The organism is Bradyrhizobium sp. 23 (assembly GCF_023073295.1).
GTDB lineage: Bacteria > Pseudomonadota > Alphaproteobacteria > Rhizobiales > Xanthobacteraceae > Bradyrhizobium > Bradyrhizobium canariense_D.
Window position 1 is genome coordinate 1 of record NZ_JADPJF010000104.1, and the last position, 1,092, is coordinate 1,092.

Sequence of the window (1,092 nt, forward strand, 5' to 3'; positions counted from 1 at the left end):
CGAACATATGACCGCACCGTCATCCCTTGTTCAACCAGAGAAAGATCTTGCAGCCCGGGCCGTTCCACATATGAGTCAGAGCCCTTTTTCCATGCCGAAACCGCCTTCATGGTCGCGAAGCACCGCCGGATTGGTTCTGCAGCAGCGAACTGTACCTCGTTCTCGATCGGATATTCGGTTGACCAGGGACGAAGTTGGCCGGGTCCTGCATTCGACGACGGCTGCTGATCTCCTTCAACAAGAACAGCCGTCTTAACTGTGCCGCGTTCATTAGCGTCTCGAATAGCGTAAAGATCTCGCGGGCCTGCACGTAAACTTCCACGCTAATGGTGTGCTGATCGAAGCCATATGATGCGAGACGTGCTTCGATCTCGTCTCCCGCAACGCGATCGAGCTGCCAATCGAGCGCGTTCTGAACGATGTAGCGCTCGGCATCATTTTTAAGGTCGGGCACGATGCCGGGCACATCTATCCGACGAAGCGTCATCTCTATTGCTTTTTGGCGATATGATTCCAGCAGCTTGTGCCGCAGAATGCGATAGATATCGCTGCATTTCCCAGGACAGCTCCGCAACATCAATGGCAAGCAGCCACTCGATCGCGGATTGGGGGCTATCTCGCGGAAGATGACGGCTTGGAGCGCGCGATATTGGTCGATGCTTTCTCCGGGCAGAAGTTGGGGAGCAGGACACAAGGCCTGAAATTCGACCGGAATAGCGGATGCGGGTGCAGGCGTGGCTTTGCTGAAGGGGCCATTCATTGGCGTGTGACCCGCGATGAAGCATCGGAAGCGGCGACGTTCGTATTTCCGCGGTCGTGAACGGAGCTCGCTCCCCATAACTCGCTCGCGACAGGTAAGGGCGATATCTGCATATCGACCCACCATGCCTTTTCGGTAAGCGTCGTTCTCAGGCCACGGCTTCGAGGGATTGCGCGCGATAGGCCCAGGGAAGCAGCTGATCGATTTCGCTGTTGGGTGACCGTTGACGATCCTGGTGAGCGCGTCACTCAGGAAGGCAAGGGGATCGACGTCGTTCAGCTTACAAGTTTCTACCAGGGATGCGATGATGGCCCAGTGCTCGGCGCCGCCGT

1 protein-coding gene and 1 pseudogene are annotated in these 1,092 nt (G+C 56.8%); both read right to left on the bottom strand.

The window, feature by feature from the left end; all coding sequences use genetic code 11:
• Nucleotides 1-106: 106 nt before the first annotated feature.
• Nucleotides 107-760: a hypothetical protein gene (locus IVB32_RS27175; RefSeq protein WP_247411942.1), complete on the bottom strand. Its 654-nt coding sequence runs from the start codon at nt 758-760 to the stop codon at nt 107-109.
• Nucleotides 761-908: 148 nt separating this feature from the next.
• Nucleotides 909-1,092 (bottom strand): annotated as a pseudogene (locus tag IVB32_RS27180) (transposase domain-containing protein); the annotation flags it as partial.

Excerpts from the sequence above, each read along its gene's own strand:
- IVB32_RS27175 (WP_247411942.1), bottom strand. The coding sequence starts at position 760 with ATGAATGGCCCCTTCAGCAAAGCCACGCCTGCACCCGCATCCGCTATT.